Genomic DNA, 15846 nt, shown 5'->3' with positions numbered 1-15846 from the left:
AGTATTATATAATTTGTAAGGAATGTAACAAAATTATGCTTTATTTATAGGAGGAAAAATGGCAGTAGTTAAAGATTTGGAAAGTTTGAAGGAACTTATTCAAAGAGTTAGAAAGGCTCAGGAAGAATTTGCAACATTTGATCAGGAAAGAGTCGACAAGATTTTTAGAAAAGTAGCTCAAAAAATGAATGATGAAAGAATTACACTGGCAAATCTGGCAGTAGCAGAAACTGGAATGGGGATTGTGGAAGACAAGGTTATAAAAAATCACTTTGCTTCTGAATACATTTACAATAAATACAAAGACGAAAAAACTTGTGGCGTGCTGGAAGACGACAGATCCTACGGAGTCAAAAAAATTGCAACTCCAATAGGGATTATCGCAGGGATTGTACCAACAACAAATCCAACTTCAACAGCAATGTTCAAAACATTAATATCATTAAAAACAAGAAACGCAATAATATTTTCACCACACCCAAGAGCAAAACAGGCAACAATTGAAACAGCTAAAATTGCATTGGAAACAGCGGTAAAATATGGAGCACCAAAAGATATAATTGGATGGATTGACGAGCCAAGCGTGGAGTTATCGAGAGAACTTATGGCAAGTGCTGACTTGATACTTGCGACAGGTGGGCCAGGAATGGTTAAGGCTGCTTATTCATCAGGAACTCCTGCAATTGGAGTTGGAGCTGGAAATACGCCAGTTGTAATTGATAAATCGGCAGATATAAAAATGACTGCAAACTACATTTTGATGTCAAAAACATTTGACAATGGGGTAATCTGTGCAACAGAGCAGTCTGTAATTATAGATAAGGAAATTTATGACAGAGTTAGAAGTGAATTTTTAAACAGAGGAGCTTATATCCTTAACGAAGAAGAATTAAATAAAGTAAGAGAAATATTATTTATAAATGGAAACTTGAATGCTGAAGTAGTTGGAAAAAGTGCATATGTTATCGCAGGTATGGCAGGATTTGAAATTCCAAAAAGTTCAAAAGTGTTAATTGGAGAAGTGGAATCTACTGGAATGGAAGAACCTTTTGCACATGAAAAATTATCACCAGTGCTTGCAATGTATAAATCGGAAGATTTTGAAGATGGACTTAAGATAGCTGATGAGTTAGTAAGACTTGGAGGATTGGGACATACTTCATCACTATACATTAATTTAGCAGAAAAAGAAAAAATAGATAAATTTGGAAGACTGATGAAAACAGGACGTACATTAATTAATATGCCAGCATCACTTGGAGCAATCGGAGATGTATTTAACTTTAAATTGGAGCCATCATTAACACTTGGATGTGGTTCATGGGGAGGAAATTCTGTGTCAGAAAACGTAGGAGTAAAACATTTATTAAATGTAAAAACAATTGCAGAAAGAAGAGAAAATATGTTATGGTTCAAAGTTCCTGAAAAAATTTATTTCAAATACGGATCACTTCCGACAGCTTTAGAAGAGTTAAAAGGAAGCCACAAAAAAGCATTTATCGTAACAGATAAAGTATTGGCAGAATTAGGATATGCAGAACACATTACAAAAGTATTGGATGAGATAAATATTGATTATAGAATATTCTCGGAAGTAAAAGAAGATCCAACATTGAGTTCAGCTCAGGCTGGGGCAAAAGCAATGCTTGAATATAATCCTGATGTTGTTATCGCTCTTGGTGGAGGATCTGCAATGGATGCCGCTAAAATTATGTGGGTATTGTACGAACATCCTGAATTAAGATTTAGAGATTTGGCAATGAGATTTATGGATATTAGAAAGAGAATCGTTGAATTTCCTGAAATGGGTAAAAAGGCTAAATTTATAGCAGTTGCGACATCAGCTGGAACTGGTTCGGAAGTAACACCGTTCTCAGTAATTACAGATGATGAAACTGGAATCAAATATCCTCTTGCAGATTACGCATTGACACCGCATGTAGCAATTAACGATCCTGAACTTATGCTTACAATGCCAAAAGGGCTTACAGTAGCTTCTGGAATTGACGTATTTACACATGCTCTTGAGTCTTATGTTTCAATTATGGCAACAGAATATACAAAACCATATTCAAAGGAAGCAGCTAGACTTGTATTCAAATACTTGCCGGAATCAGTGGATTTAGGTGCAAAAGCAATCAAGGCTAAGGAAAAAATGGCAAATGCCTCTTGTCTTGCAGGAATGGCTTTCGCAAATGCCTTCTTAGGGATAAATCACTCACTTGCACACAAACTTGGAGGAAAATTCCACGTGCCACACGGTATCGCAAATGCTATGCTTCTTGAAGAAGTTATCCGTTTCAATGCAGTTGAAGCTCCAACAAAGATGGGACTATTCCCTCAATATAGATATCCTGACGCAATGCAGAGATACGCTGAAATGAACGATTATCTAGGATTTGGTGGAAATACTAAAGAAGAAAAAGTAGAAAATTTAATTAAGGGAATTAATGAATTAAATAAAAAAATAGGAATTCCAGCAAGCATTAAGGAATGGGGAGTGCCTGAAAAAGACTTCTTGGAAGCAGTAGACGAAATGTCGCTAGATGCCTTCGATGACCAATGTACGCCAGCTAACCCAAGATATCCGCTAATGGAAGAATTAAGAGAAATTTACTTGAAATCTTACTATGGAAAAGAATGGGAAAATGAAAAGGAAAGAGTGGCAAAAATTTTAGGTTTCTAATTAAAATTTTTGATATAAAATAAAGTGAAAAAATAAGGGATTTTCTCGAAATAGAGATTATCCCTTTTAAAATTAATTAATTCTTATAAATTTAACAACAAATTTTGTCCCTTCATTCAGTTCGCTTTCAACTCCAATACTTGCGTTATGTTGCTCAATAATTTTAGAAACTAGGAAAAGCCCTAGCCCAAAACCTTTGTTTATCTTTTTGTTTCGTGAACCGTTTACTTGGTAAAATCTGCCCCAGATAAGTTTTTTATCATCTTCGGAGATTCCAATTCCGTTGTCTTCAATTTCCAAAATACAGCTTTCATTTTCTGAATACAGCTTTACGCTTATTTTGTCCTTCGTAAATTTCATTGCATTACTAAGCAAATTGTCAAGCAGCCTTTCCATCATTACTTTATCAGCGTTTATAAATATGTTTTGTTCAACAGCTTTTGAAATTTTTATATTTTTTTTACCCAGCAGATTTTTACAGTCTTCCAGTATTTTTTCCACTGTTTCTGAAAAATTTATTTTTTGTAATTCAATTACTGTCTGTTTTTCTATTTTGGAAAGTTCCATTATTTGATTTATTAGCTTGGACATTCTTTTGGCTTGACGCTGAATAACAGAAAAGGAATCTTTTGCCTCTTCTAAAGTATCTGCATATTCCATTGAATACTGGCTTTCTGTAAGTATGACGCTTATAGGTGTACGAAGCTCATGTGAAACATCTGAACTGAACTGTTTTTCACGTATGTAAGAATTTTCAAGCGAGTTTAGCATTTCATTAAAGGCATTTGCCATCTTGTGTATTTCATCTTTTCCTTCATCAATTTCAATTCTTTTAGAAAAATCACCGTTTTTTTGAATTTCTGAAGCTGTACCTGATATTTTGGCTACGGGATTTAAGGCTTTTTTTATAATTTTATATCCGCCATAAATTATTATTAGCAGTAATAACGGACTTGAAATTAAAATTATTAAAAGCATTCTATTTACTTCATTTGTCAACTTGCTTACTGGGATAATTCCCCTGATCCATTCCCCTTCGGGAGCGTTTATTTTTTTGTCAAAATAATAGTATTTCTCTCCATTTTTTTCATAAGTTCTGACTGTGTTTTCTGCAAAATTTAACGTCAAGTCAAAGCCTCTTGGCGACATTCCAGCCATTTCTATCCCGGCACTATTATACTTCACAAAATAAATCCCGTCATCAAAGTCATCAAACTCATCAGGATTGGAAATCATCTCGGAAGCCATCTCAACTACTGATTCCATAAGCTCCCTCTGATTCAAATCCCCGGTCATCTTGTCTGCAATAGTAAAAGATACGGATAGCATAACCGATATTAAAATTACGATAAAAGCAGTGTACCAGAGGGTTATTTTTACAGTTACAGAGAGATTTTCCCAAATTTTATTTATCTTATTTTTCAATGTTTTCAGCTATTCCTTCCATTTAACTTTTATTAGTTTAATTTTGTAGACTCGAGTATATAATGTATCCGAGTCCTCTTTTTGTAAAAATTATCTGTTTTCCATCTGCTATATTTATTTTTTTTCTAATATTTTTTATCAGAACGTCAACTATATTAGAATCCCCTTCATAATCATAGCTCCAAACATGCTGCTTAATCTGCTCCTTGCTCAAAATCCTGTTTTTATTCTGCATAAGATATTCCAGAACCTCGTATTCCTTTCCTGTTAATTCTATCTGTTTTCCATCCCTTGTTACTGACTTTTCAGAAGTATTCAGAACCAAATTTCCTGTCACAAGTTTATTTGAACTGTTGCCGTATTTTCTTCTCACAACTGCCCTGATTCTTGCCATAAGCTCATTAAAGTCAAATGGTTTCACAATATAGTCGTCTGCTCCCAAATCTAGCCCTGTTACCTTGTCATCTGGGCTGTTTCTCGCAGTAAGTACAAGAATAGCGGTGTGATTTCCTTTATCTCTAAGTTTTTTTATAACTTCAAAGCCATTTACTTTCGGCATCATAATATCCAGAATTACCAGATCGTATTCGCTGTATTTTAAATAATCCAAGGTTTCTTCTCCATCAAAAACACTGTCTACACTGTAACCATTTTTTTTAAGATATTTTGTAACGATATTATTCAAGTCTATTTCATCTTCTGCCAGCAAAATTTTCATTTTAAATATTCCTTTCAACTGTATTTTTTTTTGAGTATATCATAAATTTAATAAATAAAAAAGAGAGTAAATTGAAAATAATACCATCTCAATTAAGCCCTCTGCAAGAATATATTTTAATTTGTTTCTATTAATCTCTCTCTGCTTTCCATTTTACAATTGTACCAGTTACTGCATCAATGTCGAATTCATATTCCCATCCGTTGTAGTAAATTTCACCTTCATAAACCATTTTTCCATTTTCTCTGTCAAGATGGATTTCCTTCACGTGAGAACTGTTTGCTCCTGGTATTTTTTTCAATGCGATTTTTGTTGCTTTGTTTACTCCAATGTAGCTACTTGAAGCAATGTGTCTGTTGTATTTGTGTTTGCTTTTTGCATTTGCAGTTATTGACATTCCTAGTATCATAATTGATAATAGTGTGATACTTAAAATTTTCTTTTTCATGGCTTTTCTCCTTTAATATTCGTTTTTGTTATTCTTTATCTTGAATACATTATAGAACAGTTTTATGAATATAAAATGAATGAAGAAAAATTTTTTGAAAATCTTTTCAGAAAAAAAGGAATAATCCTAATTTTTGATTAGAAAAATTCCTCTATTTATATTATCCGCTATTACGAAGTCCTGTTGCCAGTCCGTTTATTGAAATGTGAATAGCTTTTCTCAATTCTTCTGAATCATCCCCAGCTCTTGAACGTTTTATTAATTCAATTTGCAAATAGTTCATTGAGTCAAAATATGGCAGACGATTTCGCAAGCTGCTTGCCAGTTCTGGATTATCTGCCAGCAAAACATTGTTTCCTGTGATTTTTTTCAAAATGTCAATTGTTAAAACCCATTCCTTTTCAATTTCGTTAAAGATTTTTTGTGCAGTTTCCTGATCACTTGCCAGTTTTACATATTCGGAAAAAATTGATAAATCTGTTTTTGATAAAACCATGTCAACATTTGAAATTGTTGAACGGAAAAATGGCCATTGTTTGTACATATTTTGCAGAATTTCCAGTTTTTTACTATCATTGTCAATCCATTTTGTAAATGCTGTTCCAACACCGTACCAGCCTGGCAGCATTATTCTGGCTTGGGACCATGAGAATACCCATGGGATTGCTCTCAGGCTTTCCAGCGATTGTGTCTTTTTACGTGAGGATGGCCTTGATCCGATATTTAACCCTGCAATAAAGTTTATTGGCGTAACTTCAAAGAAAAAGTCTGAAAATCCGTCTGTATTGTAAACTAAGTCACGGTAGGCATAATAGCTTAATTCTGAAACATTTTCTATTATTTTTTCATATTCTTCCCAGTTTGCATCTTCCACTGTCAATGCAGTTGACTCAAGAGCTGCTGAAACTAATGCTTCCAAGTTTTTCAGTCCTAAATCTGGATTTCCGTATTTAGCACCGATTACTTCCCCTTGCTCCGTAAGTCTGATAGTTCCGTCTGTACTTCCTTCAGGCTGTGCTAAGATGGCTTCATAGCTTGGCCCTCCACCACGTCCGACTGTTCCACCACGTCCATGGAAGAATGAGATTTCCACATCAAATTCACGTCCGATTGCAGTCAGTTCTTTTTGTGCCTTGTATAAGGACCAGCTTGAACTTAGGTATCCACCGTCTTTGTTGCTGTCTGAATATCCTAGCATAACTTCCTGTTTTCGTCCTTTTTTATCCATCCATTTTTTCACTAATGGCAAGTTAAACCATTTTCTCAAAATATCAGGAGCTGCAATTAAATCTTCCACTGTTTCAAAAAGTGGAACAATCTGTAAATCACAAAATTCATTTCCTTCATTTCCTTTTGCAAGATTGGCTTCTTTTAGTAAAATAGCTATCTCTAACATATCTGAAACGCTTGTTGCATGAGAGATCAGATTTTTTTCAATAATTTTATCTCCAAAACGTTCCCTCAGAAATTTTGCCTTTCTGTAAATTGCAAGTTCTGAGGCTAGTGTTTCACTTTGTGGAATTGTCGGATCGCTTAAAATTCTGGGATCGTGTTCCAGTTCACGCAGTAAAATTTCACATCTTGCATCTTCTGACAGACTCAGGTAATCCCCTAGAATGTTTGCACTTTTCAGGAGTTCTGCAACACATACCTCATGAACGCTGGAATCCTGTCTTAAATCAATTGTCGCAAGGTGGAATCCGAATATTTTTGTAGCACTGATTAAGTTGTTTAATTTTCCTTGTGCCAAAAATTCGCTATTGTTCTTTTTAAGTGATTCTGCCACAATTACCAAGTCGTATGTAAATTCGCTGGCTGATTTGTAAGGAATGTCAATCCCGTTTTTTCTTTTTGGTGGTAATAAATCACGGTTGTAATCACATAGATTATAAGCTGTGGCAAGTAGTCTATCCGTTATTGTTGTCAATGCACGACGATATGGCTCACGTGTACGATGTGGTGAAACTTCTCCAGAAGCATCAGCCAGTTTTTGCAGTTCCTCAGTTACATTTGTCATAGAAATTGACATTGACAAATCTCTGTAAATTTCACGAACCACATCCAGATAATGCTGGAATAATTTTATAGCCTGCTCCTGTGCCGACTGCTCCAGCGTGTTTACTGTAACATAAGGGTTTCCATCCCTATCTCCGCCAATCCACATTCCCATTGTAAGCGGAAGCAGAGCCTGAGATTTTAATTCAGAATTTCCCAATGTTTTTGAGATTTCCTGAAATTTATTCATAAGTCGTGGGATTTCATCGAAAAATGTAATGTTGTAGTAACTTAGAGCATTGCTTATTTCATCTGTTACACGCAATTTGGTAGCCCGCAACATCGCAGTTTGCCACCAGATTTGAATACCACGGCTTAAGTCATTCAGCCATTCATTTTCATCAATCTGATGAGATTTTACATTTTCATATTTATCTAGAATATCAGTTAATTTCTTTGTTAAATCCAGAATACTCTTTCTTTGAACCTGTGTTGGATGTGCTGTCAAAACTGGAACAATTGAAACCCTTTCCATAGCTTTCAATATTTTTTCCTGATTAATCCCTTTTTCCTTCAAATTTTTTAATGATTTTTCAAGAGATCCAATCTGCAACTTGTTGGAAATTTTTGCATATCGCTGTTCATGAGTCTGATACACATCTTCAGCGATATTTGCAAGTGCTGAAAAAATCGAAAAACCTCTTATCACACGTAAAATTTCCGCATCAGTAAGATCCGAACAAAAAGACGACAAATTTTTCCTAGCCTCCTGTTTCTGCGTCTTGTAATATTTACTGGAAGCCTCCTTCAATTTTTCAGTAACCTCATAAATATGTAAACCCGCATATCTAAAAATCGTTTCCCCCAGCAAATTGGAAAACAGCTCATTATGAACAAGTAAATCTTCCTGACGTTCATCCAGTTTTACTGATGGCAAAGGAGTTATCGGTAAATTTTTTAAATCCATTTATTTCACACTCTCTTTCTTTTATGGTAATTGTATTTATTGTTTATATTATTTATTTTTTCAATATTTCATCTTTTAAATTATATCATAAAAAGGCTTTATATTAAATAGCGATTTTAAATTATTACAAAATGTGCTATAATTTTAACAAAATAAGACGAGGCAAGGGGGAACAGTCGCCATCCCCCTTGCATCCCCGGCTTGTCTAAGCATTTTTTTGAAATATTCCCAAATTTTATTTGGGAAAGTAGTCTAAACATTTATTATTTGGATAAACCTGAATTACTACGAAATTGAAACTTGCTTTTTAACAAAGGTTATTATAATTCCTTAAACTAATTATAGTCTAAAAATTTTGAAAGAGCTCAGACAGTCAATTTCATTTCAAAAAAATCACGACGTTTTTAATTTGATTAAAATAAATGTGGAAAAATTAAAAAAATTGTTATAAATTTCCGAGATTTTAATTTTTCAGTAAAAGACAACTTGTTTGAGCTTTTCTACTACATTTGAATTGACAATAACTTTATGGAGCGAAAATAACTTTTATTAAAAGCGAGTTTTGTCTTTTTCTGTAAAATTGAAATTCGGGAAGCGGGGATGCAAGGGCATGGCGTCTGATGCCCTTGCGTTAAAATAAGAAATAAGTAAAATAGAAAATATTTATTAATAAAAATAATCTTAAAATTAGATAGATATTTGAAATTAAAAAGAATGTTGAGGGAAAGAAAATGGAAAAAAATTATGATGTATTGGAATTTTATAAGATAGTTAATGAACTTATTGATTTATCAAGATTGGAGAAGACGAAAGAAAAGTTTCTGGATATTGATATTATAAAGGAAAAGTCGGTTTTGGATAAAGAACTTATGCTTATGATGGAGATGATTGACTTTTATAAGTATGATGATGGATTGGAGCTTGCGGGGCTTGCGGATATTACTAAGATGATGAATTCCATTGATATTATTGGATCTTATTTGAGTGCTGAGGATTTGGCGGTTTTGAAGAAAAATTTGACGATTTTTAGGATTTCTAAGAGCAGGGCTAAGAATGTCAGGGATAAATATAGAACGATTTGGAATCTGTTTAGCGATGTTGAGGAAGTTAAGGATATTGAGAACTTTATTTCAGAAGCAATTAATGATGAAGGAGTGTTAAAGGATGAAGCTTCGATTGGACTTCGTGATGTGAGAAGGCAGAAGCAGAATATTAATGCAAATATTAAAGAGAAATTTGACGAGCTGATTTCCAATAAAAGTACGCAAAATGCTATTCAGGAAAGAATAATAACTCAAAGAAACGACAGATATGTAATTGCTGTAAAGACTGATTTTAAAGGGCTTATAAAAGGAATTGAACACGATAGATCTGCAACTGGAAGTACAGTTTACATTGAGCCTTTAAATGTTGTTTCATTAAACAATAAATTGCGTGAATATGAGGCTCGTGAGCGTGAGGAAATTAGAAAAATACTGCTTAGAATTACAGAGCTTGTGAAGACAAAAAAAGAAGAAATTCTAGAAATTAAGGAAATTTTGGAAAGACTGGACTTTATTGATGCGAAAACGACTTATTCAGTTAATAAAAAATGTATTGTTCCAAAAATTATTAACAAGGAATATTTGAAACTGGTTGAAGCAAGACATCCATTGATTGATGAAAATGCGGTTGTGCCGATTAACTTTGAACTTGGGAATCCTGAGAATATAATGCTTATTACAGGGCCTAATACTGGAGGGAAGACAGTAACATTGAAAGTGGCTGGACTTCTTACAATTATGGCATTATCTGGTATCCCGATTCCTGCAAATGAAAAAACTGAAATTGGATATTTTCACAATGTACTGGCTGACATTGGGGACGAACAAAGTCTGGAGCAAAACTTATCCTCATTTTCAGGGCATGTTAGCAAGATAAAAGATATAATTGAACATGCAAACGGTAAATCACTTGTATTAATGGATGAATTAGGAAGTGGAACTGATCCGATGGAAGGAGCGGCTTTTGCAATGGCAATCATTGATTATCTGAACAAAAAGCATGTAACTTCCATAATTACAACCCATTACAGCGAAGTAAAAGCATACGCCTTTAACACAACAGGAATTAAAAGTGCCTCAATGGAATTTGACGTGGAAACGTTGTCTCCAACGTACAGACTGCTGGAAGGAATACCAGGGGAAAGTAACGCCCTTATAATTGCAAGAAAATACGGAATTAGCGAAGAAGTGATTGAAAATGCAAAAAGCTACATAAGTGAAGATAATCAGCGTGTTGAAGAAATGCTAAAATCAATAAAGGAAAAAAATGACGAGCTGGAAACAATGCAGGCACAATTGGAAGCAACAAGAACGGAACTTGACAAGCAAAAGACTACTTATGAAGAAAAAATGATAAAACTTGAAAATGAAAGAAATGAAATTATAAAACGTGCCTACGAGGAAGCTGACAATTACTTGAAAAATATGCAGGCAAAAGCCAAAAACCTGATTGACAAAATTAACAGCGAGGAATCTAAGAAAGAAGATGCAAAAAATGCTCAAAGAAGCCTGAATATGCTACGTGAATCATTTATTACGGATAAAAAGAAAAATGTAAAGGAAAAGAAAGTTATTACTCAAAATGCGGATTTTGCTGTTGGGGAAGAAGTGCTTGTAAAAACAATGAACCAAAATGGAAAAATTTTGAAAATAATGTCAAACAACCGTATCCAAGTCCAAACTGGAATATTAAAGCTGGTTGTATCAACTGACGACATTGTAAAAATCCAGAAGAAAAAAACAAATAAATTCAAAAACTTCGCCTCATTAAAACGAACTTCCCAAGTACGAGGAGAAATTGACTTACGTGGAATGAATGCCGACGAAGCAATCGCAGAACTAGAAACATACATGGACAGAGCAATGCTAACAGGCTACCACGAAATCTACATAATTCACGGAAAAGGAACAATGGTACTAAGAAAAAAAATCCACGAATACCTAAGAACTTCAAAATATGTAACAGAATTTAAAGATGCCAATCAAAATGAAGGTGGAATTGGGTGTACGGTGGTTATTTTGAAGTAGGATTTTTGGATAACAACTTAATTTTCATTGTAGCTTTAAATTAGTGTTAGTATAATTTTAGTAGAAAAAATACTAGGAAGGAACTTATTATGATAGAGATTAAACAACTGTTTGATAAGGAAAAAAGTGAAGCTCTATTATTTGCTAAAAGAGCTTATTTGGAAAGCAAAGATGAAAGTTATACGGAAATGGGTATGGAAACTTTTTGTAGTTTTGTTGACAATAAACAAATAACAGCTTCGTTTAAAATTTTTGGAGCTTTTAAAGATAATGTTTTAAAAGGTATTATTGCAACTGATGAAGAAAAAAGGCATATAACTTTATTTTTTGTAGAAAAATTATCTCAGGGCAAAAAAATTGGAAAAAATTTAATGCAATTTATTTTAAAGAATAATAAAAACTCGTATATAACTGTAAATTCTTCAAGGTATGCGATACCGATATATAAAAAACTAGGTTTTGAAAAAATTGATGAAGAAAAGGAAAAAGATGGAATTAAATTTACTCCTATGAGATTGGTTTTAAAAATTTAAGTGATTTAATTTAATTAAATAACTATTTTTAAATAAAAATTTTAACTTAGAGGAATGGTTGAAGCGTATGAAAATTAGAAAAATTCATATTAAAGAATATAATGGACTTAAAAATTTGAATATAAATTTTAAGAGCAACGACAAAATTTTGGATACAATAATTTTAATTGGAGTTAATGGAAGTGGAAAAACTAGAATTTTAGAAAGCATTTATCATTGTTTTAAAATATTTAGAAGCACAGTTGTTGAATTAGAATTATTTTATGAAAAAAATGAAAATGAAGTTTTAGAAAGTCTAATGGATAGTGAAGGATTGACAGAAATTGAAAAAGAAATGCAAAAGGACATTGAATATACAGATTGTTTACGGAATATTAAATATTATAATGAAGATTACAAAGAAGGAAAAAATCAAACATTAAAAAAATTTTTAATAGAAAATATTAAGATTTTATAAGAAATAATCTAAAAAATAAGAAGATTTTTCAAGGAGAAAAAAATGAAACTTTACAACACAATGACGAATAAAATCGAAGAATTTAAGACAATAGAAGAAAATAAGGTAAAAATGTATGTTTGCGGGCCTACTGTTTATAATTATATACATTTGGGGAATGCACGTCCAATTGTGGTTTTTGATACGTTGGCACGGTATTTTGAGCATAAGGGGATGGAAGTTGAGTTTGTGCAGAATTTTACGGATGTGGATGATAAAATTATAAATAAGTCTATGGAAGAAGGGACTTCTGCGAGTGAGGTTTCGGAAAAATATATAAAATATTTTTTTGAGGATATTAGCAAGCTGAATATTCTTGAGAGTGTGAAAAGACCTAAGGTTACTGAGAATATGTCAGAAGTTATTGAGATTATTCAAAAATTAATTGACAATGGGTTTGCTTATGAGAAAGATGGGGATGTTTATTTTGAGGTGAAAAAATATAAGGATTATGGGAAATTGTCAAATCAGAAAATTGAGGAGCTAGAACTTGGGGCTAGGATTGATGTGTCGGAAATTAAGAAAAATCCAGTAGACTTTGCACTTTGGAAGAAAAAGAAGGATGGAGAGCCGTTTTGGGAATCGCCTTGGGGACAGGGGCGTCCTGGATGGCATATAGAATGTAGTGCGATGGCAAAAAAATATCTTGGGGATACATTTGATATTCATGGCGGTGGACAGGATTTAGTTTTCCCACATCATGAAAATGAGATTGCCCAAAGCAAGTGTGCTTATCACGGAAACTTTGCAAATTACTGGCTTCACAACGGATTTATTCAGATAAATGGCGACAAGATGTCAAAATCGTTAGGAAATTTCTTTTTACTTCGTGAAATACTTGAAAAATTTTCTGGGAATGTAGTAAGACTTTTTATTCTAAGTACGCATTACCGAAAGCCAATTAATTTTTCATTTGAGAATATGGAGGATACGAAAAAAGCATTGCAAAATATTGTGAAATCAATGAATAAATTTGAAGATATTGTTGAAAAATATAAGAATGAAAAAATAGAAAATATTAAAAATTCAGAGTTTTCTCAAAAAATTGATGAATTTGATAAAAAATTTGAATTTGCGATGGATGAGGATATGAACACGCCACAGGCACTAGCGACAATTTTTGACCAAATTCGAGAGACGAATAAATTTATTTCCACAAAAGGAGAGGAGTTTTCCACAATTTATGTGGAAATTAAAAAATCTTATGATTCTTTGAAACAAAAATTGGAGAATGTGTTTGGGATAGCGATTGAAGTAGAAAATGCTGTGAAGGAGGAAGATGGAGAAAATATGGAATTAACAAAAAAATTAATTGAATTACTGATAAAATTACGAAGTGAGGCAAGAAGCGAGAAAAATTTCAAGTTATCTGATGAAATTCGGGATGAGTTGAAGAAACTTGGCGTGGAAATTAAGGATAATAAGGATGGAAGTACAGATTATAATTTATTGTAATTTTTGATTTAAAAAGAGGGAAAAAATGAAAAATATTTTAGTAGGAGTTACAGGGGGAATTGCGGCATATAAATCAGCTGGAATTGTATCGCTTTTGAAAAAGAAAGGATATAATGTAAAAGTTGTGATGACTGAAAATGCTACAAAAATCATTGGACCTTTGACTCTTGAAACTTTATCAAGAAATAGAATTTATGTGGATATGTGGGACAGTAATCCGCATTATGAGGTGGAGCATATTTCACTTGCGGATTGGGCGGATATGGTTTTGATTGCACCTGCGACTTATAATATAATTGGAAAAGTTGCAAATGGGATTGCAGACGATATGCTTACAACGGTTCTTGCTGCTCTTTCAGTTAGAAAGCCAGTGTTTTTTGCTTTGGCGATGAATGTAAATATGTATGAAAATCCGATTTTAAAAGAGAATATTGATAAACTGAAATCTTTTGGATACAGGTTTATTGATGCAGAGGAAGGACTGCTTGCCTGCAATTATAGTGCCAAAGGCAGAATGAGTGAGCCAGAAGATATTGTTGACGAAATAGAAAGGTATAGTATTTTTTCAAAAATAGAAAATTTTGATACTGCACTAAAAGGTAAAAAAATTCTTATAACGAGTGGGCGAACAAAGGAAAATATTGATCCTGTCAGATATTTGTCAAATAATTCAAGTGGTAAAATGGGATATTCACTTGCTCAGGCGGCTGCTGATCTGGGAGCAGAAGTAACTTTAATTAGCGGGCCTACGGATTTGAAAGTTCCAAATGGACTTGAAAACTTTATTTCTGTAGAATCAGCACTTGAAATGTACGAAAAAGTGGATGAATTTTTTAAAAATACTGATATTTTCGTAGCTTGTTCGGCAGTTGCTGATTACAGACCAAAGGAATACAAAAACGAAAAAATAAAGAAATCTGATTCAGATTTGGTTATAGAATTGGTTAGAAATCCTGATATTTTGCTAGAGATGAGTAAGAAGAAGGAAAAACAGCTATTAGTTGGATTTGCGGCAGAAACTAATGAGATAAGGGAAAATGCCTTAAAAAAGCTGGAAAAGAAAAATTTGGATATTATAGTGGCAAATAATGCGTCTGTAATGGGCAGCGATGAAAATGTGATTGAGATTATTAAAAAAGATAGGACTTCGGTGGAAATTAGTCAGAAAAGTAAGATGGAGCTGGCTTATGATATTTTGAGTGAAGTTGTTTGTGAATTGAAAAAGAGATAAAGTTTTTTAAAATTATTAATGTGTTGATTTTTATAAGTTCATTGATTTTGTAAAAGGGAGAATAAATTATGAAATCTGAAAAACAAAAGATAAAAAAAGTGTACATGCTGTATCATAGAGATGAAAAGGATGATGATAAATTAATAGGCTTTTTTTCAACAAAGGAAAAGGCATTGGAAATTGTTGATAAATGGAAAGAAATGAAAGGTTTTAGGGATTTTCCTGAAGGATTTAAAATAGAACCATGATAATTGGGAAAGATTACTACACAAAAGGGTTTAAATCTAAAAGCCTTAAATAATTAGGAGATCAACTATGGGAATATGGATTTTATCACATGGATATGATTATGGAGATGTCTATGATAAATATAAGTGGAATGAGGAAGCAAGGTTTTTAGGTGCCTATTATACAAAGGAAGAAGGATTGAAGGCACTGGAAAAATATAAAAAAATTAAAGGATTTTGTTCACATTTGGATGGGTTCTGGCTCGAAAAATGTCATTTGGATAAATATGCTGGATGGGAAGGTGGTTATGTTACTTATTATAGAGAAGATGATGTAGAAATTGACAATTCAAAAAATCAAAAATTATACGTACTTTCTCATTTTTATTACATTGGTAAAGATAAAATAAAAGAAAAACATCGAATTTTATCAGTATGTTCGTCAAAATTAGAAGCTAGGAAGAAAATAAAAGAATATCAGAAAATAGAAGGATTTTCTTCACATATTTCTAATTTTTACATTGAAGAATATATTTTGGATGAAGAAAAAAATAAATAAAAGAAGGAGAGGCTATATAAATTTAGCAAATTAAC

The 15846-nt window shown here is 32.9% G+C and carries 12 protein-coding genes; 8 read left to right on the top strand and 4 right to left on the bottom strand.

Annotation, left to right across the window (positions count from 1 at the left end; all coding sequences use genetic code 11):
- Positions 1-58: 58 nt before the first annotated feature.
- Entirely contained in the window at positions 59-2686 is a 2628-nt protein-coding gene (gene adhE / locus K324_RS0102655) for a bifunctional acetaldehyde-CoA/alcohol dehydrogenase (RefSeq protein WP_026747786.1), read from the top strand.
- Positions 2687-2758: 72 nt separating this feature from the next.
- On the opposite strand, the gene K324_RS0102650 is transcribed toward adhE, so the two are convergent.
- The 4 genes from K324_RS0102650 to ppc all read right to left on the bottom strand — a co-directional run bounded on the left by K324_RS0102650 (position 2759) and on the right by ppc (position 8239).
- Positions 2759-4111: a HAMP domain-containing sensor histidine kinase gene (locus tag K324_RS0102650; RefSeq protein ID WP_026747785.1), complete on the bottom strand. Its 1353-nt coding sequence runs from the start codon at positions 4109-4111 to the stop codon at positions 2759-2761.
- A gap of 37 nt (positions 4112-4148) precedes the next feature.
- Positions 4149-4829, bottom strand: a complete 681-nt coding sequence (locus K324_RS0102645) for a response regulator transcription factor (RefSeq protein ID WP_026747784.1) — start codon at positions 4827-4829, stop codon at positions 4149-4151.
- Positions 4830-4959: 130 nt separating this feature from the next.
- Positions 4960-5277 carry a PepSY domain-containing protein gene (locus K324_RS0102640; protein WP_026747783.1) on the bottom strand — a complete coding sequence of 106 codons (318 nt, stop codon included), beginning with the start codon at positions 5275-5277 and terminating at the stop codon, positions 4960-4962.
- A 160-nt stretch (positions 5278-5437) separates the two neighbouring features.
- Positions 5438-8239, bottom strand: coding sequence for a phosphoenolpyruvate carboxylase (gene ppc, locus K324_RS0102635; RefSeq protein WP_026747782.1), 2802 nt, complete (start codon positions 8237-8239; stop codon positions 5438-5440).
- Positions 8240-8970: 731 nt separating this feature from the next.
- Between ppc and K324_RS0102630 the strand changes: the two genes are divergently transcribed.
- From K324_RS0102630 to K324_RS0102600, 7 genes are all read left to right on the top strand, one after another.
- Positions 8971-11310: an endonuclease MutS2 gene (locus K324_RS0102630; protein ID WP_026747781.1), complete on the top strand. Its 2340-nt coding sequence runs from the start codon at positions 8971-8973 to the stop codon at positions 11308-11310.
- Positions 11311-11399: 89 nt separating this feature from the next.
- Positions 11400-11843 carry a GNAT family N-acetyltransferase gene (locus K324_RS0102625; RefSeq protein ID WP_026747780.1) on the top strand — a complete coding sequence of 148 codons (444 nt, stop codon included), beginning with the start codon at positions 11400-11402 and terminating at the stop codon, positions 11841-11843.
- Between the two features lie 67 nt (positions 11844-11910).
- Positions 11911-12300 carry an AAA family ATPase gene (locus tag K324_RS0102620; protein ID WP_026747779.1) on the top strand — a complete coding sequence of 130 codons (390 nt, stop codon included), beginning with the start codon at positions 11911-11913 and terminating at the stop codon, positions 12298-12300.
- Positions 12301-12342: 42 nt separating this feature from the next.
- On the top strand, positions 12343-13794 hold the full coding sequence (gene cysS / locus K324_RS0102615; protein WP_026747778.1) for a cysteine--tRNA ligase: 1452 nt from the start codon (positions 12343-12345) through the stop codon (positions 13792-13794).
- Between the two features lie 25 nt (positions 13795-13819).
- Positions 13820-15025 carry a bifunctional phosphopantothenoylcysteine decarboxylase/phosphopantothenate--cysteine ligase CoaBC gene (coaBC, locus tag K324_RS0102610; protein WP_026747777.1) on the top strand — a complete coding sequence of 402 codons (1206 nt, stop codon included), beginning with the start codon at positions 13820-13822 and terminating at the stop codon, positions 15023-15025.
- A 68-nt stretch (positions 15026-15093) separates the two neighbouring features.
- Positions 15094-15273, top strand: a complete 180-nt coding sequence (locus K324_RS14175) for a DUF7336 domain-containing protein (protein WP_248615325.1) — start codon at positions 15094-15096, stop codon at positions 15271-15273.
- Positions 15274-15340: 67 nt separating this feature from the next.
- Positions 15341-15811: a DUF7336 domain-containing protein gene (locus K324_RS0102600; protein ID WP_026747776.1), complete on the top strand. Its 471-nt coding sequence runs from the start codon at positions 15341-15343 to the stop codon at positions 15809-15811.
- Positions 15812-15846 lie beyond the last annotated feature (35 nt).

Origin of the sequence: Leptotrichia trevisanii DSM 22070 (genome assembly GCF_000482505.1) — a bacterium.
Classification (GTDB): domain Bacteria; phylum Fusobacteriota; class Fusobacteriia; order Fusobacteriales; family Leptotrichiaceae; genus Leptotrichia; species Leptotrichia trevisanii.
The sequence above is the reverse complement of the archived record's forward strand: the minus strand, read 5'-3'. Positions and strand labels throughout refer to the sequence as shown.

Excerpts from the sequence above, each read along its gene's own strand:
- coaBC (WP_026747777.1), top strand. The coding sequence starts at position 13,820 with ATGAAAAATATTTTAGTAGGAGTTACAGGGGGAATTGCGGCATATAAA.
- cysS (WP_026747778.1), top strand. The coding sequence starts at position 12,343 with ATGAAACTTTACAACACAATGACGAATAAAATCGAAGAATTTAAGACA.
- K324_RS0102600 (WP_026747776.1), top strand. The coding sequence starts at position 15,341 with ATGGGAATATGGATTTTATCACATGGATATGATTATGGAGATGTCTAT.
- K324_RS0102645 (WP_026747784.1), bottom strand. The coding sequence starts at position 4,829 with ATGAAAATTTTGCTGGCAGAAGATGAAATAGACTTGAATAATATCGTT.
- K324_RS0102620 (WP_026747779.1), top strand. The coding sequence starts at position 11,911 with ATGAAAATTAGAAAAATTCATATTAAAGAATATAATGGACTTAAAAAT.
- ppc (WP_026747782.1), bottom strand. The coding sequence starts at position 8,239 with ATGGATTTAAAAAATTTACCGATAACTCCTTTGCCATCAGTAAAACTG.
- K324_RS0102640 (WP_026747783.1), bottom strand. The coding sequence starts at position 5,277 with ATGAAAAAGAAAATTTTAAGTATCACACTATTATCAATTATGATACTA.
- adhE (WP_026747786.1), top strand. The coding sequence starts at position 59 with ATGGCAGTAGTTAAAGATTTGGAAAGTTTGAAGGAACTTATTCAAAGA.
- K324_RS0102625 (WP_026747780.1), top strand. The coding sequence starts at position 11,400 with ATGATAGAGATTAAACAACTGTTTGATAAGGAAAAAAGTGAAGCTCTA.
- K324_RS0102630 (WP_026747781.1), top strand. The coding sequence starts at position 8,971 with ATGGAAAAAAATTATGATGTATTGGAATTTTATAAGATAGTTAATGAA.
- K324_RS14175 (WP_248615325.1), top strand. The coding sequence starts at position 15,094 with ATGAAATCTGAAAAACAAAAGATAAAAAAAGTGTACATGCTGTATCAT.